The organism is Lamprobacter modestohalophilus (assembly GCF_016583905.1).
Lineage (GTDB): Bacteria > Pseudomonadota > Gammaproteobacteria > Chromatiales > Chromatiaceae > Lamprobacter > Lamprobacter modestohalophilus.
In genome coordinates this window covers 1-22,563 of record NZ_NRRY01000021.1, presented here as the reverse complement: position 1 = coordinate 22,563, position 22,563 = coordinate 1, and the positions used below count along the sequence as shown (strand labels likewise).

Genomic DNA, 22,563 nt, shown 5'->3' with positions numbered 1-22,563 from the left:
CTTGGCGCGCACCGGGCGCGCCTTACTCTGATACTAGGCCAGGCTGAGCTGGGCTTCAACGCGATACAAGGGCTGAAAATGACGGCGCGCAGCGGACGGGCAAACGACCGGTTTGGCGTTCGCGATCTGACGCTCGCGGTGATCGGAGCTCGTGATCTTGCGCGTGCGGTTTTTGGAGCCCGCCAGCACGCGCTTGCGGTTGTCGGCGCTGCCACCCGCCGTCGAGCCGAGCCCAGTTTCAGCATATCCCCGAGCTTTTCGTCGCGTTAGCCTCGCGCGAGCTGCAATCCATCAAGCGAGCCGTGGCGGGTTTGAGTAGCATTGACGGATTTTCAACCTCACCCCCGTCGCACAGGCTGATCAGCATCAAGGTCGATCGGTCTGATCGCCAGAGCGAACCTTCGGAGAATGATGACATGGGCAAACTCCTACCTAGGATCAGCATGACCGACCTCGCCGGCGCTGTGCTGGCGGTCTTCGCGATCTGGCTCGCGGGGCAGGTGCCGTCAATCGAGATCGCCTGGGTGATGGCGGTCTTGGTACTCACGGTCTTCCTGTTCGCGTTCGAGGTGGTCCCGGTCGACGTGGCCGCGGTCAGCGTGATGGTGCTGCTCGGGCTGACCACACTCGCCGCGCCGTTGATGGGGCTGGAAACCGGTCTGGTGCCCTTGGCCAATCTCTTCGACGGCTTTGCCTCGAACGCGGTGATCTCGATCATCGCGGTGATGATTATCGGTGCCGCGCTGGACAAGACCGGCCTGATGACGCGGGTCGCAAGCTTCATCATGCGCATCGGTGGCAGCACTGAGGCACGCATCATCCCCTTGGTCTCGAGCACCGTCGGCGTGATCTCCTCGTTCATGCAGAATGTCGGCGCTGCCGCCCTCTTCCTGCCAGTCGTCAGCCGCATCTCGGCCCGCACCGGTTTACCGATGTCACGGCTGCTGATGCCAATGGGCTTTTGCGCCATCCTCGGTGGCACCATCACCATGGTCGGGTCAAGTCCGCTGATCCTGCTCAACGACCTCATCAAGACCACTAATCAAGGGCTACCACCAGAACAGCAGATGCAGACCTTCGGCCTGTTCTCGGTGACGCCAATCGGCCTGGCGCTGGTGGCAACCGGCATCCTCTACTTCGTGCTCGCCGGTCGCTTCGTGCTCCCTGCCCGCGGCACCGACAAGCTGCTGCAGGCTCGCGACCCGATGGATTATTACGCCGAGACCTATGGCGTCAGCGACTTCAGCGTTCAGGAGGCGCGGGTTCCCGCCGACAACCTCGTTGCCGGGCTCAGTGTCGATCAGATCGAGCGACGCTGGAACCTGCGTATCGTCGCCGTCGACAAGGGCGACGGCGTGCGCCTCGGCGCCTCTGGGGTCGATCGTAGTCTCGGTATCGAGAAAGGCACGCTGCTCGGCATCCTGGCCACTGAGGAGCGTTTCAAGGCCTTCCTCGCCGAGACCCAGATCGAGCCCCGCCCCGAGCTTGAGACCTTCGCCGAGGCCCTCTCCGCGACCAAGGCCGGTATCGCCGAGATCGTCATCCCGCCGGGCTCGGCGTTGCTCGGCAAGTCGGCACGCGATGTCTATATGCGCAAGGTCTATGGCCTCTCGCTGTTGGCCATACGGCGCGGTGACGAGACCCTCACCTATGCCACCGGCGGCGTGCGCGATATGCCATTCAAGCCCGGCGACACCCTCGTCGTGCACACAGCCTGGACGGATCTGGCCCGACTCGAGACCAACCGCGACTTCGTCATCGTCACCACCGAGTACCCGCACGAGGAACTACGTCCGCACAAGCTACCGATCGCCTTGCTGTTCTTCGCGATCACCCTCGGGCTGGTTTTATTCACTGACCTGATGCTCTCAGTCGCGCTGCTGACCGGAGCGGTCGGCATGATCCTGAGCGGGGTGCTATCGATCGACGAGGCCTATGAGGCGGTGAGCTGGAAGACGGTGTTCCTGCTCGCATCGCTGATTCCGCTGGGCCTCGCAGTCGAGACCTCGGGCACCGCGGCCTGGATCGCGCAGGAGACACTGGTGGCGCTCGGCGACGTGCCGATCTGGGTGATCCAAGCGGCACTCGCAATCTTGGCCACCTTCTTCACCCTGGTGATGTCGAACGTCGGCGCGACCGTGCTGCTGGTGCCGTTAGCGGTCAACATGGCGCTTGGCGCTGGCGCCAATCCGGCGGTGTTCGCGCTGACGGTCGGCATCGCCACCTCGAACTCGTTCCTGATCCCGACCCATCAGGTCAACGCCCTGATCATGGGCCCAGGCGGTTATCGGGTGCCGGACTATTTGCGCGCCGGCGGCATCATGACGGTGCTATTCCTCGTGGTCTCACTGCTGATGCTAAACCTGGTGTTCTAAAAGGCACCACCAACAGCGGCGTAACCGAAGACGATGTCACCGGTTGAGCCGCTCGCCATCCAGAGCTTGCCGATGCCATTGCGCCCGGTCTGATCGAGCACGATCTGCGCTCGCCCTTCCCGGCCGTCATCGCAGCGGAGACGAAAGACGGCTTCTGCATCTCCCGCAAAGGCGTTATAGCGCCCGCGACAGATCGCCTTGCCGTTGCTCACTGAGAAGGCGGCGGCGAAGGGATTCGAGACATAGCTGCCGCGGTAGCGCTGCTTATCGATGAAGGCGACGAAGGGGCCATCGATGGCTTCCATTGGCGCAATGTCCCGGTTTCGATGCTCGCGATAGTGGCCAACCACCGAGGTCATGCAGGTATGGCGCTCGGCCATCGGCTCGAGCTGACAGAGGATGCGCGCATAGTCCATCGGCGTCACCTCGACGAAGACTAGGTTGAGATCCACCGGAGCGCGACTCGCCGAGCAACCGGCGAGCGAAGCGGCAAGCGCAGTGGCGAGCGAAACGGCAAGCGCAGTGACGCAGAGCTGCGCCAGGGCTAGCGCTGGCCGCCGCAGCCAAAGTAACGCAGCCTTCGCGGAGCAGCCCGTGAGCGTCTTCACATGCAACCGTCCTTGGCTCCTGCACGGGAATTTTCGGCGCGCAGTCGTCAACATGGCCAGCTGACCCAGATCACCCGCAAGAATCGAGCACTCACCCTTAGGCTGGGCGCTCGAACAGGTAGTGCCCGACGTACCATTCCTGCCCATTGTGAAGCCCAAACAGCTCGGCACAGGCCATGAAGAACAGCCGCCAGCGCATCCACCAGATGCCGACCTGATCCTTGCCATAGGTGGCCTCCAGGATCGGCCAGACCTCAGCCCGCGCAGCATCCATCTGCGCCAGCCAGGCGTTGAGCGTCTTCTCATAATGACGTCCATCCCAGCGCCAGCGATCGACCAGCTGCAGCTGTTGCTGGAAGTGCAAGGGCAGATCATCACTTGGCATGATGCCGCCGGCGAAGAAGTAGTGGCTCATCCAGTCGTCCGGCCCGGTGTCCTCGTAGGGATAGGGATGGTCGCGATGGCAGAACACGTGCATGAAGAAGCGCCCGCCAGGCTTGAGCCAGTCGTGCACGCGACCGAACAGGGTGCGCCAATTGCGCATGTGCTCGAACATCTCCAGCGAGACGATGCGATCGAACGACTGATCGATCGCGAAGGCATTCATATCGGCGGTGATGACAGTGAGATTCTCGATCCCGCGCCGCTTGGCCTCGCCTTCGATGTAGGCGCGCTGCGAGCTGGAGTTGGAGACTGCGGTGAACTGGCTCGATGAGAACTGCTCAGCAGCCCAGAGACTGAACGAGCCCCAGCCGCAGCCCAGTTCCAGCACCGCCATGTTGCTGCCGATGCCAGCGCGGCGCGCGGTCTCGGCCAGTGACGCCTCCTCGGCCTCGGCCAGGCTGTTGACCCCATCCGGCCACCAACAACTGCTGTACTTGCGCCGCGGACCCAACACCGTCGCGAAGAACTCGGCCGGCACCTCGTAGTGCTGCTCGTTGGCACGCTCCGGCACCGCCGCGACCGGGGACAAGTCCATCATCGTGATAAAGGCCTCCTTGTGCTCAGCGGCGCGCTCACAATCATGCATCGGCAGCTCGGCCAGGGTCTTGCGCAGGCGCTGACGAATGCCAGCGCGGATGATCGGATCGGGCACGATGCCGCGCTCCACTAGGGAGATGATCAGGGTCTCAGAGATCGGCATTCATGACTCCGGTGTCGACGATTTCAGCATAAACAGTCAGGTATTGGCGCGGGCGTTTGTTTACAATCAGGGATCGGTCGCACGCACACAAATCTACGTACACAAATCATTGTCGTGAGAAGAGCGAGATGAGGAGGCCACCAACACGCCTGCTGGTCATCTGCAGCCTGATCACCTGGCTGCTCGCCTGTCCAACCACTGGACTCGCTCGGGACTATCGGCTCAACGTCGGCCAGCTGCCCCTCTATGCCGAAACCAAAGACCGCGGCATCCTCATCGATGTGATCAAGGCGATGGACGAGGAATACCAGGCAGGACGCCTGATCATCGAGGTCTATCCCTTCGAGCGCTCGATCCACAATGTCGCACAGGGCTTGGCCGACCTGCACTTTCCCATTGTCGGCAGCGCCGACTGGGGCCCCGAGGCTGGCCCCTACGAGGAGCAGCTGCGAGCACGCGGGCTGCGACGCTCGACCTGCAGCCTGACCAAGAGCCACTTCGCCCTCTATCGCCATCGCGACCGTCCACCACTGGATCTGACCCGGCTCGATGACTATCGCATCGAGACCGACGCGGGACACAGAAGCTTCTTCGAGATCCCAATACAAGGCACGACCTGCCTGCCCTGCAGCGTCGAGAAACTCAGCGCCAAGCGCATCGACGGTCTGGTATTCGCTTCACGGGAGATCGATCTGATGATCCGCGAGGCCGGCTTGACCAACATCGCGCGCCAGAACTTCCGGATCTTCGGCTCCAAATTCATCCTGCCGAACACGGCCGAAGGCGCCCAGACCGATGCGATGCTGTGCGAGGTCATCGGCCGCATGATCCGCAAGGGCAGCCTCGCGCGGGTTGCGCGTCCCTATAGCAGCTACTTTTTGCGCGAGTATGGCGATCCTTATCTCCCCGATCTCGAGGATCTGTCACGCCTGGACTGACCCCAGCGAGCGACGACTCCGATGCTCTCCTTCTTCCTCTCACGCCGCCGCTCTCCACTGGCGCTGCGCCTGCTGATCACGATCCTGGTGACCAGCTCGCTGATCACCTTACTGGCGGTCGCGCTCCAGCTCTATGTCGAGTATCGCAGCGACGTCGAGCTCATCGAGCAACGCCTGAACCAGATCCAGGGCAGCTACAGCGATTCCGTCGCGCTCTGTGTCTGGAACTTCGACCGCAAACAGTTCAACAGCCAGCTCGAGGGCATCCTACATTTTCCCGATATCGTCTATGCCGAGATTCGCGGCGAGGACGGCGAATTGATCGCGGCGCGCGGCACCCCTCAAGACAAGGGCTTCATCCGTAAGGAGATCGCGCTGTCCACCACCGACTTTGGCCGCAGCGTCCAGCCCGGCCGTCTGGTCATCGTCGCCAGCCTCGAGCGGGTCTACAACAACCTCTTCCAGCGCGGCCTGATCATTCTGGTGACTCAGGGCATCAAGACCTTGATCGTTTCGATCGTCATCCTCTTGGCCTTCCACTGGATGGTGACCCGACACCTGTACCGGATTGGGACCTACGCCAGGCAGATCGATCTCGGCTCCGAGCAGCGCCTACAGATGCAGCGCGCCCCCGGCACCCACGATGAGCTGGACTTCATCGCCCGCGCCATCAATGACATGCAGGACAACCTCCAGCACAGCTACCGGACCATCGCCGAGCTCAATCAAAGCCTCGAGCACAAGGTCGAGCAACGCACACGGGCGCTGCAGGCGTCGACCGAGAAGTTCCGTTATCTGTTCCAGAATGCGCTTGAGTCGATCGGCATCTTCGATCAGGAGCACTGTGTCGATCTCAACAAGGCAGGCCTCGAGCTGTTCGGCTTCAGCTCGCTCGCGCAAGCGCAGGGCCTGCATGCGCTTGACTTTGTTGCCCCCGAATCGATGGCGATCGTGCGCGAGAAGATCGCCCGCCAGGATGCCGAGCCCTACGAGGCGATCGGCAGAAAACGCGATGGCAGCCAATTCCCGATGCTGGTCAAAGGCCAGAACGCCCTCATCGATGGCAAACCGACGCGCATCACCTCCGCCATCGATCTCACCGAGATCAAGCGCAGTGAAGCGGCCCTGAGACAGGCCAACCAGGAACTGGCGAGGATCGCACACACCGACCCACTGACCGGGGCCTTCAATCGCCGTTACCTCGATGAGGCGGCAACCAGCCTCGTGGCCCTGGCCAAGCGCGAGGGCCGCGATATCGCCATCGCGATGATGGACATCGATGACTTCAAGCCCATCAACGATCGCTTTGGCCATGATATGGGCGACCGGGTGATCGCCGTGCTCGTCGACCTGATCCGGCAGCAGATTCGACAGAGCGATCTGATCGTGCGTTTCGGCGGCGAGGAGTTCGTCCTGATGCTCCCCAATACTGGGCTCGAGGATGCCGAGCAGGTGGCCGAGAAGATCCGCCAGCAGGTCGCGAACAGCCAAGCCGTTAGCCCCGTTCAATTTACCCTGAGCATCGGCCTCACCGTCGTCTCGAGCCTGGATCAGAACATCAGCGACAGCATCGCGCGTGCTGACAAGGCGCTCTATCAGGCCAAGCGCGAGGGCAAGAATCGCGTCTGTCGCACGCCGACGCCAGAGCCGCTCAGCCGCGCAGCACCGTCCCGCTGCGAGCATCACGAATGACCGACGGGCGGTCACTGCCGCCGCAAGGGGCATTGAGCAGCAGATCCGGGCCGCTGGGTAAGCGGTGGCGAACCTCGAGCGCGGTGCGCGCCGGCGGCCGAGCGGCGATATTGGCGCTGGTCGAGACCAGTGCCCCGCCGCCATAAGCGGCCCAAGCCGCGCACAGAGCACGGGCGATGGGATGACCGGGGATGCGCACCGCGATGGTCTCGTGCGCACCGGTGAGCCAGGTCGGCGTATCAGGTCGCGCCGGCAGTAGCCAGGTGTTCGGACCCGGCCAGGAGGCATCGATCTCCGCCATCCGCGCCGGCGCCAGCGGCAGGATGAACGGCCAGAGGGCATCGAGATCAGCGGCGATCAGGATCAGACCCTTGTGCTCGGGGCGACGCTTGATCGCGAGGATGCGCCGCACCGCCTGGGCGTCTAGCGGATCGCAGCCCAGCCCATAGACTGCCTCGGTGGGGTAGGCGAGGATTTCGCCAGCGGCGATCGCCTGGGCCGCGAGCCGCAGCCCAAACGGCGAGGTGCCGATGGTTCTCATGCTGATTTGCCGCGACAACTATCGCGCCCTGCGCTCATTCCATTAGCCAATTGCATCGACTGCTCGTCCCTAACTGGATGGATGCAGGCTACCGAGCGCATGGGACATAAGGAGTACATGGAGCAGATGTGGCATTACGACAGCATCAGCGGCATCAAGCGACCGGCTCGGGCGCCGGCTTGCTGCGGGCGCTCGCCGCATCGGCATCCGGCCCATCCGATCCGCCATCCTCGTCCACAGGCGCCATATAGCCACACTCCTTCTGCGGACAGACCTTCTGCGCTCCCTTGGACTTGGTGACCTTGATGGTCAACACCGGCCAGCCGCAGTTCGGGCAGGGCTCGGCGATCGGTTCGTTCCAGACCGCGTAGTCGCACTTTGGGTAGGTCGAGCAGGAATAGAAGATCTTGCCGCGCCGCGACTTCTTCTTTTGTAATGTCCCAGCCTTGCATTTCGGGCATTCAACGCCGGTGTCCTCGGGCTTCTCGAGCGGCTCGATATAACGGCACTTGGGATAGCCGGTACAACCGATGAACTTACCATAGCGGCCGCGCTTGACCGCCAGTGGCGAATCACACTCTGGGCAGGTCTTGCCCTCGACGATCTCGGGCTCATCGCTGGCCCCTTTATCGGCATTCAGGTCGCGGGTGTAGTCGCACTCGGGATACTTCGAGCAACCGATGAAGAAGCCATTGCGGCCGAGACGCTTGGCGAGCTGCCCACCGCACTTAGGGCATTCCTCGTCGATCGCCTCCTGGGTGACATCGCTGCGCTGGACGTGCTCCTGGGTATAATCGACTTGGTCCTTGAACGGCTTCCAGAACTGCTCCAGCAACGGTACCCATTCTTCCTCGCCACGTGACACCGCATCCAGCTCGTCTTCGAGTCGAGCGGTGAAGTCATAGTCGACGTAAGAGGTGAAATGCTCGGTCAGGAACTTGTTGACGATGCGCCCGACGTCGGTCGGCGTGAAGCGTTTCTTGTCGAGTTCGACGTATTCACGATCTTGCAGGGTCGAGATGATCGACGCATAGGTTGAAGGCCGACCGATGCCGAGCTCTTCCAGCATCTTCACCAGCGAGGCCTCGGAGTAGCGCGGTGGCGGCTCGGTGAAGTGCTGTTCGGGGCGGATGGCGACCAGGTCGACCGTCTGACCCTGCTCGAGATCAGGCAGCATCCGCTCCTCGTCGTCATCAGCGCTGCTGATGTCGTCGCGGCCTTCGAGATAGACGCGCATGAAGCCCGGCTCGGCAATAGTCGAGCCGGTCGCGCGGAACCGATTGCCTTCGCCGCAGCCAAGATCGATCGAGACCAGATTCAGCAGCGCATGGGCCATCTGGCAGGCGACGGTGCGCTTCCAGATCAGCTCGTAGAGTCGCGCCTGATCATTGGTCAGATGCGCCTTGATCTGCTCCGGCTGATAACCAACCGAGGTGGGCCGGATCGCCTCATGCGCCTCTTGCGCGTTCTTCGACTTGGTCTTGAACAGCCGCGCCTGGGGTGGTAAGTGGTCGGCACCATAACGCTCGGCAATGAACTCGCGCAGCTCGCCCAGCGCATCTTGAGACAGATTAACCGAGTCGGTTCGCATGTAGGTGATCAGGCCCACAGCACCACTGCCGATGTCGATCCCTTCATAGAGCTGTTGGGCGGTGCGCATGGTGCGCTGGGTAGTGAAGCCCAGTTTGCGCGCCGCCTCCTGCTGTAGCGTTGAGGTGATGAACGGTGGCGCTGGATGCCGCTTGCGCTGCTTGCGCTCGACCTTGTCGACGCTGAGCTTGCCATTGGCCGCGGCAAGTAATGTACGCTCGACCTCTCGAGCGCGGGTCTCATCAGTGATACTGAACTGCTCGACCTTCTCGCCCGCGTACTCGGCCAGCTTGGCGCTAAAGGCCTTGCCCTGCTCGGCGGCATCGGCCTCGACGCTCCAGTACTCGCGGCTCTTGAATGCCTCGATCTCCTGCTCGCGCTCGACGATCAGACGCAGGGCTGGGCTCTGCACGCGCCCGGCCGAGAGTCCGCGACGGACCTTCTTCCACAGCAGCGGGGATAGATTGAAGCCGACCAGATAATCCAACGCCCGGCGCGCCTGCTGGGCGTTGACCAGGTGATAGGACAACTCGCGCGGGTTGGCAACAGCATCTTGGACGGCACGCTTGGTGATCTCGTTGAAGACCACCCGATACACCGGACGCTGCCCGATCTGGCGCCGCTTGCGCAGCAGCTCGTACAGATGCCAGGAGATCGCCTCACCCTCACGATCAGGGTCAGTCGCGAGATAGAGCGCGTCGGCGGTCTTGAGCAGTTTCGAGATCGCTTGGACGTGCTTCTCGTTGCGCTCGATGATCTGGTACTTCATCTCGAAGCCGTGATCTGGATCGACCGCGCCCTCTTTGGGCACCAGATCACGGACGTGGCCATAGGAGGCCACGACCTCGAAGTCCGGTCCCAGATACTTCTTGATGGTCTTCGCCTTGGCCGGCGACTCGACGACGACGAGGTTCATAGTCTTGCCAATGCGCTCAAATGGAGCGCTAGGAGATACGATCGGCGACCGTTACGTCAAGGCCGACGTCACAAAGAGAAGCGCGCTGGTCAAGCTACGGCAAACGAGAAGCCGCTTCGGCAGCACAGCACCAACAACCGTTTGGCCCTTTGCTACGCTAGTGTAGATAAGCGGGCTCATCGCCATAGATCAGCTCTTCCATCTGAGTGAACGCGTCCTCTTGCCCAGGGCGGTTCATCAGCACCAGCAGCACCACCCACTTGAGCTCATCGGTCGACACGAAGGCCTGCTCGATGGCCAAGGCGCGATCGATCACCAGCTCACGACTGAGCGGATCGAGAATCCCGTTTTGCTCCAAGAAGAGCAGCAGACCGCGGGCGTCGAGATCGAGCTTGGTCGCCTCCGCATCGGTATAGATGCGCATTGCGCCGAGGTCACGCGGCCGGTAATCACTGTGCTCCATGCGCCGGGCCAGATCATCGAGCCAGGTCAGCGCCTGCGCGACCTCGTTGCTGGTGAAGCCGGCCCGGGTCAGCTCGTCCTCGAGTTCGCCGTGATCCTCCGGCGGCATCGCTTCGCCGGTCATGTAATTTTCGAATAGGTAGATCAAGACATCGACCATGTTGTCGTGCATTCAAAATCCTCGGATGTCGTGACAAGCCTCGGCACGCCCGGCAGTCGTCTATCGACGACGCCCCGCTAGCCGAGATGACGGCAGTACCGACCGCCTGCGAGGCATGATACATGGCCCTGCAGCTCGAGGAGCAACAACATCGACGACACCTCTTGCGCCGACAGCCCGGTGCGAGAAACCAGCTCATCCATGGCCACGGGATCCGCCCCCATCGCCTCGAGCAGGTGCCGATAGTCCGCGTCGAGCCCATTCTCGCCGGCCATAGCGCCTGTTTGAGCGTATGTTCCAGCGCCTGTTCCAGCACCTGTTTGAGCGCCTGTTCCAACACCTGTTTGCGACGACGCTGCCATCAGTGATCGACCCGTTTGCGGCGTCCTCGGCTGGGTGGCGGCTCGCGCCGTTACCGCCTCTGATGCAGGCATCGCCAAGTAGCTCACCAATTGTGGCGCGAGCTCCTCGAGCAGCTGATCAGCGCTGTCGATCAATTTCGCACCTTCACGGATGAGCTGATGACAGCCTCGCGCCAGCGGGTTATGGATCGAGCCTGGAATCGCGAACACCTCACGGCCTTGCTCTGCCGCATAGCGGGCGGTGATCAGCGAGCCGCTGCGTGGCGCTGCCTCGGTCACCAAGGTGCCCAGACTCAAGCCACTGATAGTCCGGTTACGACGCGGGAAATGACTGGATTGTGGTCCAACGCCGGGAGGGAATTCGGTGACCAGCGCACCCTCGGCGCTGATCCGACGCGCCAGCTCTCGATGCACGGCGGGGTAGACTCGGTCTGGGCCTGTCCCAAGCACCGCGATGGTGCGCCCGCTCTCGAGTGCGCCTACATGCGCCGCGGCATCGACACCCAAGGCCATGCCGCTGGTGATGACCAGACCGAGCCCGGCCAGATGCGCAGCAAAGGCGCGTGTGGTCTGCACGCCTCCGGGCGTCGGGTTGCGGCTGCCGACGATGGCGAGCTGCGGCTCCTGCAGCAACGCCAGATCGCCACGCACGAAGAGTAACGGCGGTGGTGACGAGATCGCGCTGAGGCGCGCTGGATAGCGCGGATCGGAGAGGGTCAGAATCGTCGCCTGAGCATGCTCAGACCAGCGCAGTGCGGCAGCAATCGCGGCCTGGTCTGGCGCGCGGATGACCTCGAGCATCGGCTCGCTGAGCCCGAGCGAGCGCAGGGTAGAGGTCGGCGCCGAACAGGCGGCCTGAGCACAGCCAAAGGCAGCAAGTAGCTTGGTGATGCGCTGTGAGCCCAGACGCGGCGCCTGCAGCAGTGTCAGCCAAGCGATCAGCTCCGCTTCTTCGATATCGGCCATGGGTCAACGCCCGTCCGGCGACGCAATCATCTCGCCGACGTGCATCGCCTGATTCGCCCGCATCACCAAGGCGAAGCTGACACGCGGAAAGACCCGAAACACCATCAGGATGCCTGAGCGCGAGTCCGGGACGATGTAGGTCTCTGACAATCGCTCAGCCTTGCGATGCAAAGGCAGCGGCGCGTTGGGATCTGGTCGGTCTCGCTCCCAGCCGGTTATCTGCCATTCACCCAGCCAAAATGCGCTGTCCAGCGGGCTCTCGTTACGCCAATTCCACTCATTGCGATGGCCGATTACCTGATCACGGGCCTCTGTGCCGCCGCGATAGACGCCAAACACTTGCCCAACCTCGACGCCATCACGCGCACCGCGATCGAGCACGACGACGTCGAACTGACCGATCTGCGAGACGCCATCCATCACCGAGATGATGTGACCTTCCAGCCCGACTGGCGCTGGACGCGGCAGAAAGCTGCGAATCGCCGTCTCGTCTCGCGATGGACGCACGCGGTCGCCCTGCTGCACCTGCATCGTCGAGCTGGTGATCAGGAGTGTCGCAGGATCACCCGTGCGCTCTAATTCAGCCTCCGCGACATAGATCGCCTCATAGCCGAGGAGCTCGTTGGTCACTGAATCGCGTAGCGCCTCGCCCGGGCGCAGGATCTCGAAGCCGGCATTGCTCGCCGCCATGATCCGCCGCACGAAGATCCGATCGCCGCTACCGACAAGGATGCGCTCGCGCGGAAAGCCGACCACATACGGGGCGTCATCGAGCTCACGCGAGTCGGTGACCCAGGGTCGCGACAAGAAGGGCGCGACGGTACCGATCGGGATGGTTGGAATCGCGGCATCCAGCTCGCTCACCCTGACCCGCGGCGAGAGCTTGACCACACGCAGGCCACTGGCCGCGGCGCGCACGCGCGGTGCTTGGGCATTGCTCGTATCGAGCACAAGCCGCTCGCCGGGAAAGATGCGGTTTGGATCAGAGACCTCTGGATTGCCCTCCCAAACCTCAGGCCAACGCCAAGGGTCGCGCAGGAATCGACCCGCGATCCCCCACAGGGTGTCCCCCGCACGAACGGTGTAAACATCAGGCGCATTCGGCTGCAGCGCCACTTGCGCCGTCAGCAGCCCAGGCCATGCGACTAAGCTGATGAGGCCCAAAAAGACGCAGCACCAGGTTCGGCCTCGGTAGGATTCGTGCGTAACCATCGAGCCCATCTGACCTCCAAACGGCACACCCAGCCGCAACCCAATTATGACCACCGCGCGAACGGCAAGCGTCTGCGTTCGAGCACAGACTGGCAAGCCGAACGGGCCTCTTGCACAATAGGGTATCATCGCAACGTTATTTAGACGTTTTATGCTCGGCTTGGCCCAACGCTTGGCCAGCCGCTCGACCCGGCGCTTGGCCAGCCGAACTTACCCAGAACCACTATGGCTTTACTCGATATCTTGACCTTTCCCGACGCCCGTCTGCGTCGAACCGCCGAACCTGTCGCACAGGTCGATGACAACACGCGCCAATTGGTCGACGACATGCTCGAGACCATGTACGCCGCGCCCGGCATCGGTCTCGCGGCGATCCAGGTCAATGTGCCTCAGCGCGTGATCGTGATCGATGTGTCCGACGACCGCTCGCAGCCATTGTGCCTGATCAACCCTGAGCTGATCGAGCGCGAGGGCGACGAGGAGATGGACGAGGGTTGTCTCTCAGTGCCCGGCTTCTTCGAGACCGTCAAGCGGGCTGAGCGCGTGCGCGTGCGCGCGCTCGACCGCGACGGTGAGCCGTTCGAGCTCGAGACCGACGGTCTGCTCGCGGTCTGCATCCAGCACGAGATCGATCACCTCGATGGTCGGTTGTTCGTCGACCATATCTCCTCGCTGAAGCGTCAACGCATCCGCAAGAAGCTTGAGAAAGAGCAGCGCACACCGCAGGCCGGCGCCGGCACCGCGACTCAGCGAAAAGTCATCTGATGCCGACCGGTCCCCAGCTGGAGCCGGCACTCAGCGTGACGACCCTCGAACCGTTACGGAGTGATTGATGGACCGCCCGCGCATCCTCTTCGCCGGTACCCCCACCTTCGCGGTGCCGGCACTGAGCGCCCTAATCGCAGCCGACTGGCCGGTGGTGGCCGTCTATACGCAGCCCGATCGCCCGGCTGGTCGCGGCCGGAAGATCACGCCAGGCCCGGTGAAGCAGACCGCGCTCGACGCCGACATCCCGGTCTTCCAGCCGACCACACTGAAGCGTCCAGAAGCACTCGAGCAGCTCGAGACACTGGCCCCGGACCTGATGGTGGTCGCCGCCTATGGGCTGATCCTTCCGCCCGCAGTACTCGACTGCCCGAGGCTAGGCTGCATCAACATCCATGCCTCGTTGTTGCCGCGCTGGCGCGGCGCGGCGCCGATTCAGCGCGCCATCGCTGCAGGCGACGAGCAAACCGGCATCAGCCTGATGCAGATGGAGATAGGGCTCGACACCGGGCCGGTCTATGCCACGCAGCGCACTCGCATCGGTCCACGGGAGACCGGCGGCAGCCTGCACGATCGGCTCGCGGCGATCGGCGCCAAGCTTTTGCTCGACAGCCTGCCGGCGATCTGTGAGGGCGTCCTGACGCCCGAGCCGCAAGACCCGGAACGAGCGACCTATGCGAGCAAGCTCGAGAAGCAGGAATCGACCATCGACTGGCAGCGCTCGGCGATTGAGATCGACCGGCAGATCCGCGCGTTCGATCCCTGGCCGGTCGCGCAAACCCGATACAACGATGAGACCTTGCGCATCTGGGAGGCCTGTCCGCTCGACGACGCTAGCGGCAACCATGCCGACGAAGCCCGACCCGGCACCGTACTGAGCAGCAGCGCCGAGGGCATCGATGTCGCAACCGGCGATGGCAAGCTGCGTATTCAGCGCCTGCAAGCTCCAGGCAAGCGACCGATCAGCGCGGCCGACTTCGCGCACGCCCGGCAGGTCGATGGGACCGTCTTTGTCTAAACCCAAGATAGCCTCTGAGCGGACAGCGTCTCAGCGCACGGCGTCTGAGCGCACGGCCCCTGGGCGGACGGCGTCTGAGCAAACCGGTGCAGCAGTTCGCGCGCAGGCAGCCAGGGTGTTGCATGCAGTCCGCGCCGACGGCCGCTCGTTGACCGATGCGCTCGCCGCCAGCCCACCAGCGGATGCAAGAGACCGGGCCCTGCTCAGCGAGCTTGCGTTCGGCGCCGTCCGGCTCTTGCCGCGCTTAGAGGCGATCACCGATCAGCTCCTCCAGCGACCGCTGAAACCGAACGATCGCATCCTCGGCTCGCTGCTGATGATCGGCCTGTACCAGCTCATCGCCTTGCGCATCCCGGATCATGCAGCGGTCTCGGCAACGGTTGCCGCCACACGGCTTCTAGAGCGCCCGCGCGCAGTCGGGCTCATCAATGCGAGCCTGCGGCGCTTCCAACGCGAGCGCGCGGAGCTGCTGGAGCAGGCAGAGCGGAACGAGTCGGCACGCTGGTTGATGCCAACCTGGCTCCTGCGCCGCCTGCGTGCTGCCTGGCCCGAGCACTGGGAAGCACTGGTCGCCGCCAGCAATGGCCGAGCGCCCATGTTCCTGCGCGTCAACCGCCAGCGCATCCGCACAGATGACTATGCCGCACAGCTTGCGGCGGCGAGCATCGAAGCCGAGCCCTTACCCGATCAGCCGCAAACCCTGCGGCTGCTGCAGCCGGTTCCTGCGGACAGCCTGCCCGGCTTTGGTGACGGCTTGGTCTCAGTGCAAGATGCTGGCGCACAATGGGCCGCGCCACTGCTCGCGCCACAGCCGGGTGAGCGCATCCTCGACGCCTGCGCGGCGCCGGGCGGCAAGACCGCACACCTGATCGAGCAGGCTCAAGGCCAGATCGCACTGACCGCGATCGACATCAGTGACGAACGGATGGCTTCGGTTCATGTCAATCTGCATCGCCTTGGCTTGCAAGCACGGATGATGGTCGGTGATGCAACCCAGCCCGCGCCAGCCTGGGCCGACGGCCCCTATCAACGCATCTTGCTCGACGCGCCTTGCTCGGCGACCGGCGTGATGCGCCGACATCCTGATATCAAGCGCCTGCGCCTCGACCAGGACATCGCACCGCTCGCCCAGGTCCAGGCCAGGATGCTCGAGGCGCTCTGGACCTTGCTGGCGCCTGGCGGACGACTGCTCTACCTGACCTGCTCGTTACTGCCGGACGAGAACGAGGCACAGATCGCCGCATTCTTGGCGCGCCACAAGGACGCAAGCGAGCTGCCGCTGCCGGCAACCTTAGGCATTGCGCGCACCCACGGCCGTCAGCTGCTGCCAAGCGAGGCCGGTCCGGATGGCTTCTACTTCGCACTCTTGCTCAAGCGATGACCTTGGTCCGACCTCCGCGCTGGCTCACTAGGACCCTCAGCTGGGTGCCGCTCAGGATGGTGTTGCCCCTTGCGTTGACCCTAGCCTTGACCTTGGCGCTGAGCCAGGCCGCACTCGCAGCAGACGATTTCAGCGTCATCGATGCCAACACCCGCAGCGTCGACGGCAGCATCCTGCTCTCGGCCGAGATCGACTATGGCTTTAGCGAGCGGGCGCTGGAGGCGCTCGAAAACGGTGTTCCGCTGACCATCCTGGTCCACCTACAGGTCCGCGAGCAGGGTGCCTGGATCTGGGATGAAAGTCTCGTCGATCAGCGCCTTCACTATCGCATCCGCTACAAGCCGCTGTCCGAACGCTACCTTGTCTCGCGTCTCCCCGGCGAAGAAGGGGGGCGCACCTTCGTCACCCGACAGGCTGCCATCGCCGCCCTCGGCGACCTCGACGACCTCTATCTGATCAGTGAGAAGCGGCTCGATCCACAGCAAGCCTACGAGCTGCACCTGCGGGCTTCGCTCGACATCGAAGAGCTCCCGCTGCCGCTGCGTCCGATGGCCTATCTGCGCTCCGGCTGGAAGCAGAGCACGGGCTGGACCAAGTGGCCGCTGAAAAAGTGGCCGCTGCAACCTTGAGCATGCTGAAACGACAGCTGCTGCAGCCCGGCGCCATCGCCGTCGGGTTGCTCCTGGTCATCCTGATGGTGGCCCTCCACCTGATGACCAACGCGGTACAGAACTCCGAGGCGTTGAGCCGTGTGTTCGTCCCGTTGCTGGTCTTGGTGCTGCTCGGCCTGCTCGCACTCGCGCTGCTGGTCAGTGTCAACTCGGTGCGTCTGGTGCGGGCGTTGCGTCGCCAGGCCGCGGGCTCGCGTCTCGCCGCGCGGCTGCTGGCGATGTTCGCGCTGATCTCGCTGCTGCCGGTGGGCGTGGTCTATTACTACTCGCTGACCTTCCTGATGCGGGGTATCGATAGCTGGTTCGATGTCGAGATCGATACTGCCATGGAAGATGCCTTGACCCTCAACCAGGCCTCACTCGACCTCAATCAGCGCATCCTCATGAAGTACAGCGCCCAGCTGCTCAACGGCATCCAGGACCGCTCCGCGACCGCGCTCACGCTGACCTTGGGCACCCTGCGCCGCCAGGCAGGCGCGCTGGAGCTAACCCTCTTCGATCGCAGCGGCCAAGTCCTGGCGACGGCGAGCGATGACCCCTTGCAGCTGGTACCTAACCAGCCAGAGCGAGAGGTCATGCAACATGTGCGCGGTGGCATCAACTATGTGAGCCTGGAGCCTGGCCCCAGCGGGGAGCTGGTGGTGCGGGTGCTGGTGCGCGATCCCAGCGCGCGCCCCTTATTGCTGCAAGCGATCTTCCCGACCTCGGCGCGCATCACCGAGCTCGCCTCGCGTCTCGAGAGCGCCTACAACCGTTATACGGAGCTGTCGTTCCTGCGCCAATCGCTCAAGTTCAGCTTCTCGATCACGCTCTCGCTGGTGCTGGTGTTCAGTTTCATGGCGGCCTTGCTGATCGCATTCCGGACCGCCCGGGCGCTCTCTGACCCGATCGCCGACATCGCCCACGGCACCCGCGCCATTGCCGACGGCGACTATGAGCAGCAACTCCCGCTGCCACGCCATGACGACGAACTCGCCTTCCTAGTCGCCTCCTTCAACGCCATGACGCGGCGTATCGCCCAAGCGCGCGACGAGGCCGAGCAGAGCCAGCAGGCAGTCGAGTCACAACGGGCTTATCTCGAGACCTTGCTGAGCCGACTCTCATCAGGGGTCATCGCCTTCGATGAGCACAACACGCTGCGCACCAGTAATGCCGCGGCGCGCCAGATACTGGCGATCGATCTCGACGACGACACACCGATGCCACTAGCCGCCTTGGCAACCCAATATCCACGACTCGCGCACTGGTGCGAGATCGTCGGCCGCAGGATCGGCAGCGGCCGCGATTGGCGCGAAGAGGTCACCCTGTTCGGCGCCGACGGCCGCCAGGTACTCATGTGCCGCGGCAGCCCACTGCCGGTGACCCTGTCCGGCAGCGCCGAAGACGCCGAGCCAAATGCCGATCACGTGCTAGTCTTCGACGACATCACGACCTTGATCCGCGCGCAGCGCGATGCGGCCTGGGGCGAGGTCGCACGCCGGCTTGCACACGAGATCAAGAACCCACTCACACCCATCCAACTCTCGGCCGAGCGCTTGCGACACAAGCTGCTGCGCAAACTCCCAGAGGCGGATGCGAAGGTGGTTGACCGCTCGACGCACACCATCGTGCAGCAGGTCGAGGCGATGAAGGCGATGGTCAATGACTTCGCCAGCTACGCGCGCACCCCCGAGATGCAGCAGGAGCCGTTCCTTCTAGATAAGCTCGTGAACGAGGTGATGGAGCTTTATCGGGCGGGACCGGTCAGTATGAGCAGACAGCTCGAGGCCGGCGACGCGATGATCCGCGGCGATTCGAAACGGCTGCGCCAGGTGATCCACAATCTGGTCAAGAATGCGATCGAAGCCCTTGAGGAGCGCGAAAATCCTCGTATCCTGGTTGCCACGCGACGGGTCGACGAAGAAGACACCCCATCTGTCGAACTGCGGGTCGAAGACAACGGCAATGGTATCGACCCAAACTTCATCGGACGCCTGTTCGACCCCTATGTCACCTCAAAAGCCAAGGGCACTGGACTCGGACTTTCTATCGTGAAGAAGATAATCGAGGAGCACGGCGGTATCATTCGGGCCGATAATATCGAATCCGGCGCCCGGTTCACCGCGCGATTGCCGATCAGCACCGCCTCCCGAACCCCCAGCATGCCTCAAGCAGGAACATCATGAGCGCAATCCACATCCTGGTCGTCGACGACGAGCCGGACATCCGCGAGACCGTTCAGGACATCCTCGAGGACGAAGGCTATGAGGTCGCAGGTGCCGAGAATGGCGAAGCCGCGCGACACGCACTGCGCGACCGGCGCCCCGATCTCATGCTGCTCGACATCTGGATGCCCGACCTCGACGGCATCACGCTGCTGAAGGAATGGTCTGAGAACCAGGGCCTACCCTGCCCGGTGATCATGATGTCTGGTCATGGCAACGTCGAGACCGCGGTCGAGGCCACCCGGCTCGGGGCCTACGATTTCCTCGAGAAGCCGTTGTCGATGGCGAAGCTGCTGCTCACGGTCGAGCGCGCGCTCGAGGCCGATAAGCTGGTGCGCGAGAATGTCGGCCTGCGGCGACGGCCAGCGCTTGTGCTCGAGCCTGCCGGACGCTCAGCGGCGATGCAACGGCTGCGCGAGCAGGTCAAGCGTATCGCCCAGCACGACACCTGGGTGTTGATCACCGGCGAGGCCGGTACCGGGCGCGAGACCTTCGCCCATTATCTGCACACCCAGAGCGCACGCAAGGAGCGCCCGTTCGTCGACCTCGGCGTGTCCGCGATCGCGCGCGGCAATGCCGCCCGCGAGCTGTTCGGCAGCGAGGAGAATAACCAGGTGCACTACGGCAGCCTCGAGCAGGCGGCTGGTGGCACCCTGCTCCTCGATGAGGTCGCCGATATGGACCTTGAGGCCCAAGGCCAGCTACTCGGTGCGCTCGATACCGGCTCCTTCATCCGCGTTGGCGGCAGCGAACCCGTGTCGATCGATGTGCGCATCGTCGCCGCAACCCAGCGCGACCTGAAAGAAGAGGTGCGCGCCGGCCACTTCCGCGAAGACCTGTTCTATCACCTGAACGTAGTGCCGCTGCATATCCCGCCGCTGCGCGAGCATGCCGAAGACATCCCGGATCTGCTCAACTACTACGTCGACTACTTCGCCACGCACGAGAAGCTGCCCTATCGGCGCTTCAGCGTCGGCGCGCAGAACTTCCTGCGCAACTACGGCTGGCCGGGCAATGTGCGTGAGCTGAAGAACCTGGTGCAACGCGTGCTGATCCTCGGCGCCGGCGACGAGATCACCCAAAACGAGGTCGAGACCGCGCTCGGCTCGAGCCCGCCGGCGCCGAGTCAACCGCTCGAGGGCCTGGTCTCATTCGATCAGCCGCTCAGACAGGCGCGCGAGCAGTTCGAGAAGGCCTATCTCGAATACCAGCTCGGCAAGCATGCCGGCAACGTCAGCAAGATGGCGAAGGAGGCCGGCATGGAGCGCACGCATCTCTATCGCAAACTCCGCTCGCTCGGCATCGAGATCAAGGAGCGCAGGTGACCAACGTCGCCTTAGGCGATTGCCGGAAAAGCTCGTACCGGATTGCACAAGATTTTCCTTTGCTTTCAACGAGCGTCGTCGGAAGCATAGCCGGGCTATCTGACCGGCGACGCGACGCAGAAGGCGAGCGAAAAGCCAAGCAAGGCGGTGTGAGCTTTGACAGAAATCGCCTTAAGCGTCGCCCGTGGATCACCAGCGATCCGCGTCTAGCCGCTAACGTACATGGCGCGTCGCCACCCCGAACGATGAAGCGCCTGTTTCACGGTAACCAATCGCCATGAAGATCATCATCCTTGGCGCTGGCCAGGTGGGCACCTCGGTGGCCGCGAACCTGGTCAACGAGGCCAACGACATTACCGTGGTCGATACCGACGCGCGGCGCCTGCGCGAGCTTGCCGACCGCTTTGACCTGCGCACACTCCAGGGGCATGGCGCCCAGCCCGACGTGCTCCTGCGCGCTGGCGGCGAGGATGCCGAGATGATCATCGCGGTGACGAATAGCGACGAGACCAATATGGTCGCCTGCCAGGTCGCCTACACGCTGTTTCATACGCCGACCAAGATCGCTCGCGTGCGCGCGCAGGGATTTCTCGATCACCATGAGGCGCTGTTCGGCGGCGATGCCTTCCACGTCGACGTCACCATCAGCCCTGAGCAGCTGGTAACCGACTACACCCTGCGCCTGATCCAGACCCCTGGCGCCTTGCAGGTCACGGATTTCGCCAATGGTCGGGTGCGGCTGGTGGCGGTGCGCGCCTATTACGGCGGCCCATTAGTCGGCCAAGAACTGCGCGCCCTCTACGACCACATGCCGCATATCGATGCGCGGGTAGCGGCGATCTACCGCCAGGATCGGGCCATTCAACCCGAGGGCGATACCGTCATCGAGGCCGATGACGAGGTCTTCTTCGTCGCCGCGCCGAAGCACATTCGCTCGGTCATGGGCGAGCTGCGGCGACTCGATAAGCCCTATAAGCGGCTGATCTTCGCTGGCGGTGGCAATATCGGCACCCGCCTCGCGCGGGTCACCGAGCATGACTACCGGGTCAAGGTCATCGAGAGCAATCTCGAACGCTGCAAGCAGATCGCGGAGTCGCTGGAGCGCACCATCGTGCTGCACGGCGACGCCGCCGATGAGGAACTGCTGCTGGAGGAGAACATCGAGGACACCGATGTCTTCTGTGCGGTGACCAATGACGACGAGGCCAATATCCTTTCGGCGATGTTGGCGAAGCGGCTTGGCGCGCGCAAGGCGATGGCGTTGATCAACCGCTCAGCCTATGTAGACCTGGTACAAAGCGGCCCGATCGATGTCGCCATCTCACCGCAGCAAGCCACCATCGGGACCCTGCTCAAGCATGTACGCCGCGGCGATGTGGTGATGGTGCACTCGCTGCGCCGCGGCGCCGCCGAAGCGATCGAGGCCATCGCCCATGGTGACAAGAGCTCATCGAAGGTGGTCGGACGGGCGATCGACGCCATCAACCTGCCCAAGGGTGCCAGCATCGGCGCCATCGTGCGCGGCGATCAGGTCTTGATCGCGCATCACGATACCGTCATCGAGTCCGAGGATCATGTGATCCTGTTCCTCCAGGACCGCTTGCGAGTGCCCGAGGTTGAAAAGTTGTTTCAGGTCGGCGTCACCTTTTTCTAGCGGTGTGATACGAGCACCCGCGCAGACACGGCTCAAAACGCATTGCCCGTTGACTCAAGGTCCAAGGAGACGATCCCCGCATGCACTGGCGAGCTATCGTGCGCCTGTTCGGTATCTTGTTGCTGCTCTATAGCATCAGCTTTTTACCCTCTATCCTGGTCTCATTCTGGTACGCCGACGAACAGTGGCCGGCCTTTGCGCTGTCCCTGGCGCTGACCGCGAGCGCGGGTCTGGTTCTCTGGCTGCCAAACCTGCGGGAGCGTGAACAGCTCTCGGTGCGCGATGGCTTCTTGATCGTCACCCTGTTCTGGGCGGTGCTTGGTATGCTGGGCGCGCTGCCGTTCATCCTCGGCCTGGATTGGGGCGTCACCGATGCGGTGTTCGAATCCATCTCTGGATTCACCACCACTGGGGCGACGGTGATCGAAGGCATCGACCGCTTGCCGCAGTCGATCCTCTACCATCGCCAGCAGATCCAATGGCTTGGGGGCATGGGCGTGATCGTGCTCGCGGTCGCAATCCTACCGCTGCTCGGTGTCGGTGGCATGCAGCTCTATCGGGCCGAGACCTCCGGCGTCG

General features: G+C 63.3%; 18 protein-coding genes. 11 read left to right on the top strand and 7 right to left on the bottom strand.

All coding sequences use genetic code 11. The annotated features are described in order from the left end of the window. The first annotated feature begins 416 nt into the window (after positions 1 to 416). The gene (locus CKO42_RS13360) at positions 417 to 2,375 is read left to right on the top strand and encodes an SLC13 family permease (RefSeq protein WP_200244789.1); all 1,959 of its coding nucleotides are present in this window, start codon (positions 417 to 419) and stop codon (positions 2,373 to 2,375) included. Here CKO42_RS13360 and CKO42_RS13355 read toward each other — a convergent pair. Together CKO42_RS13355 and CKO42_RS13350 are read right to left on the bottom strand one after the other, a co-directional pair. Then, positions 2,372 to 2,983 (bottom strand): hypothetical protein, encoded by a 612-nt coding sequence (locus CKO42_RS13355; protein ID WP_200244788.1) that lies wholly within the window; start codon positions 2,981 to 2,983, stop codon positions 2,372 to 2,374. The two genes, CKO42_RS13360 and CKO42_RS13355, sit on opposite strands and share 4 nt — an antisense overlap. 97 nt (positions 2,984 to 3,080) lie before the next feature. After that, a complete protein-coding gene (locus CKO42_RS13350) occupies positions 3,081 to 4,127 on the bottom strand; it encodes a cyclopropane-fatty-acyl-phospholipid synthase family protein (protein ID WP_200244787.1) in 1,047 nt (348 codons plus the stop codon). Positions 4,128 to 4,255: 128 nt separating this feature from the next. Between CKO42_RS13350 and CKO42_RS13345 the strand changes: the two genes are divergently transcribed. Both CKO42_RS13345 and CKO42_RS13340 read left to right on the top strand, forming a co-directional pair. Next, on the top strand, positions 4,256 to 5,065 hold the full coding sequence (locus CKO42_RS13345) for a hypothetical protein (RefSeq protein WP_200244786.1): 810 nt from the start codon (positions 4,256 to 4,258) through the stop codon (positions 5,063 to 5,065). Between the two features lie 21 nt (positions 5,066 to 5,086). Continuing rightward, positions 5,087 to 6,757 (top strand): sensor domain-containing diguanylate cyclase, encoded by a 1,671-nt coding sequence (locus CKO42_RS13340; protein ID WP_200244784.1) that lies wholly within the window; start codon positions 5,087 to 5,089, stop codon positions 6,755 to 6,757. On the opposite strand, the gene tsaC is transcribed toward CKO42_RS13340, so the two are convergent. From tsaC to CKO42_RS13315, 5 genes are all read right to left on the bottom strand, one after another. Further along, the gene (gene tsaC / locus CKO42_RS13335) at positions 6,717 to 7,298 is read right to left on the bottom strand and encodes an L-threonylcarbamoyladenylate synthase type 1 TsaC (protein WP_200244782.1); all 582 of its coding nucleotides are present in this window, start codon (positions 7,296 to 7,298) and stop codon (positions 6,717 to 6,719) included. The genes CKO42_RS13340 and tsaC overlap by 41 nt on opposite strands. 154 nt (positions 7,299 to 7,452) lie before the next feature. Next, positions 7,453 to 9,804 (bottom strand): type I DNA topoisomerase, encoded by a 2,352-nt coding sequence (topA, locus tag CKO42_RS13330; protein ID WP_200244778.1) that lies wholly within the window; start codon positions 9,802 to 9,804, stop codon positions 7,453 to 7,455. A 157-nt stretch (positions 9,805 to 9,961) separates the two neighbouring features. Beyond that, the gene (locus CKO42_RS13325; RefSeq protein WP_200244776.1) at positions 9,962 to 10,438 is read right to left on the bottom strand and encodes a Smg family protein; all 477 of its coding nucleotides are present in this window, start codon (positions 10,436 to 10,438) and stop codon (positions 9,962 to 9,964) included. 65 nt (positions 10,439 to 10,503) lie between these two features. Next, positions 10,504 to 11,754: a DNA-processing protein DprA gene (dprA, locus tag CKO42_RS13320; protein WP_200244774.1), complete on the bottom strand. Its 1,251-nt coding sequence runs from the start codon at positions 11,752 to 11,754 to the stop codon at positions 10,504 to 10,506. 3 nt (positions 11,755 to 11,757) lie between these two features. Then, positions 11,758 to 12,966 (bottom strand): LysM peptidoglycan-binding domain-containing protein, encoded by a 1,209-nt coding sequence (locus CKO42_RS13315; protein WP_200244768.1) that lies wholly within the window; start codon positions 12,964 to 12,966, stop codon positions 11,758 to 11,760. 225 nt (positions 12,967 to 13,191) lie between these two features. Here CKO42_RS13315 and def point away from each other — a divergent pair, with 225 nt between their 5' ends. The 8 genes from def to CKO42_RS13275 all read left to right on the top strand — a co-directional run. After that, on the top strand, positions 13,192 to 13,731 hold the full coding sequence (gene def, locus CKO42_RS13310; RefSeq protein WP_200244764.1) for a peptide deformylase: 540 nt from the start codon (positions 13,192 to 13,194) through the stop codon (positions 13,729 to 13,731). 67 nt (positions 13,732 to 13,798) lie between these two features. Further along, positions 13,799 to 14,749 (top strand): methionyl-tRNA formyltransferase, encoded by a 951-nt coding sequence (gene fmt, locus CKO42_RS13305; protein WP_200244762.1) that lies wholly within the window; start codon positions 13,799 to 13,801, stop codon positions 14,747 to 14,749. Next, positions 14,730 to 16,130 carry a 16S rRNA (cytosine(967)-C(5))-methyltransferase RsmB gene (rsmB, locus tag CKO42_RS13300; RefSeq protein WP_200244760.1) on the top strand — a complete coding sequence of 467 codons (1,401 nt, stop codon included), beginning with the start codon at positions 14,730 to 14,732 and terminating at the stop codon, positions 16,128 to 16,130. Before fmt ends, rsmB begins: the two co-directional genes overlap by 20 nt. Before the next feature lie 56 nt (positions 16,131 to 16,186). After that, a complete protein-coding gene (locus tag CKO42_RS13295; RefSeq protein ID WP_200244758.1) occupies positions 16,187 to 16,759 on the top strand; it encodes a DUF4390 domain-containing protein in 573 nt (190 codons plus the stop codon). 2 nt (positions 16,760 to 16,761) lie between these two features. Beyond that, a complete protein-coding gene (locus CKO42_RS13290) occupies positions 16,762 to 18,966 on the top strand; it encodes a sensor histidine kinase (RefSeq protein WP_200244756.1) in 2,205 nt (734 codons plus the stop codon). Continuing rightward, the gene (locus CKO42_RS13285; RefSeq protein WP_200244754.1) at positions 18,963 to 20,330 is read left to right on the top strand and encodes a sigma-54-dependent transcriptional regulator; all 1,368 of its coding nucleotides are present in this window, start codon (positions 18,963 to 18,965) and stop codon (positions 20,328 to 20,330) included. The genes CKO42_RS13290 and CKO42_RS13285 overlap by 4 nt, the downstream gene beginning before the upstream one ends. A 277-nt stretch (positions 20,331 to 20,607) precedes the next feature. Further along, a complete protein-coding gene (trkA, locus tag CKO42_RS13280) occupies positions 20,608 to 21,984 on the top strand; it encodes a Trk system potassium transporter TrkA (RefSeq protein ID WP_200244752.1) in 1,377 nt (458 codons plus the stop codon). A gap of 80 nt (positions 21,985 to 22,064) precedes the next feature. After that, positions 22,065 to 22,563, top strand: a 499-nt coding sequence (locus CKO42_RS13275) for a potassium transporter TrkG (protein WP_274608917.1), incomplete at its 3' end; no start/stop codon positions are given.